Below are 1,392 nucleotides of genomic sequence, written 5' to 3'. Positions count from 1 at the left end.
ATTAGACGGCATCTTGGGTGGTCTATTATCACTTGACCTTGTAAGCAACTTAGTTGATGGCTTACTTGGCGGCTTATTATCGCTTGATCTAGTCTCTGGTTTATTAGACGGCATCTTGGGTGGTCTATTATCACTTGACCTTGTCACTAACTTGGTTGATGGCTTACTTGGCGGCTTGTTATCTCTTGATCTCGTAACTGGTTTATTAGACGGCATCTTGGGTGGTTTGTTATCACTTGACCTTGTCACTAACTTAGTTGATGGCTTACTTGGCGGCTTATTATCGCTTGACCTCGTATCTGGTTTATTAGACGGCGTATTGGGTGGTTTATTATCACTTGACCTTGTAACCAACTTGGTTGATGGTTTACTCGGCGGCTTGTTATCACTTGACCTTGTAACTAATCTTGTTGATGGTTTACTTGGTGGCTTATTATCGCTTGACCTTGTCACTAACTTGGTTGATGGTTTACTTGGTGGCTTGTTATCACTTGACCTTGTCACTAACTTAGTTGATGGCTTACTCGGCGGCTTATTGTCTCTTGATCTCGTAACTGGTTTATTAGACGGTCTTTTAGGCGGCTTACTGTCTCTTGATCTCGTAACTGGTTTATTAGACGGCGTATTAGGTGGTCTATTATCACTTGACCTTGTAACCAACTTGGTTGATGGTTTACTTGGCGGCTTGTTATCGCTTGATCTAGTATCTGGTTTATTAGATGGCGTATTGGGTGGTTTATTATCACTTGACCTTGTCACTAATCTTGTTGATGGCTTACTTGGCGGCTTGTTATCGCTTGATTTAGTCTCTGGTTTATTAGACGGTCTTTTAGGCGACTTGTTATCACTTGACCTTGTCACTAACTTGGTTGATGGCTTACTTGGCGGCTTGTTGTCTCTTGATCTGGTAACTGGTTTATTAGACGGCGTATTGGGTGGTCTATTATCACTTGACCTTGTCACTAACTTGGTTGATGGCTTACTTGGCGGCTTGTTGTCTCTTGATCTGGCAACTGGTTTATTAGACGGCATCTTGGGTGGTCTATTATCACTTGACCTTGTCACTAATCTTGTTGATGGTTTACTTGGTGGCTTGTTATCGCTTGATTTAGTCTCTGGTTTATTAGACGGCATCTTGGGTGGTCTATTATCACTTGACCTTGTAACCAACTTAGTTGATGGTTTACTTGGCGGCTTATTATCTCTTGATCTCGTAACTGGTTTATTAGACGGCGTATTAAATAACTCACTTTCTCTTAACTTAGTTGTTAATCTTGTAGATGGTGTTATTAATAGTTCCCTATCTCTAGACCTCGTTACTAATCTTGTAGATGGCGTATTAAATAATTCATTATCTCTAGACCTCGTTACTAATCTTGTAGATGGCGTATT

At 40.9% G+C, this 1,392-nt stretch carries 1 protein-coding gene; it reads left to right on the top strand.

Features of this window, described 5'->3' with window-relative positions; genetic code table 11:
- Nucleotides 1–1,392 (top strand): hypothetical protein (locus tag HX005_RS10510; RefSeq protein ID WP_286377320.1); only part of this gene is annotated, 1,392 nt, incomplete at both ends.

This window comes from Acinetobacter sp. R933-2 (assembly GCF_030325485.1).
GTDB classification, from domain to species: domain Bacteria; phylum Pseudomonadota; class Gammaproteobacteria; order Pseudomonadales; family Moraxellaceae; genus Acinetobacter; species Acinetobacter sichuanensis.
The sequence above is the reverse complement of the archived record's forward strand: the minus strand, read 5'-3'. Positions and strand labels throughout refer to the sequence as shown.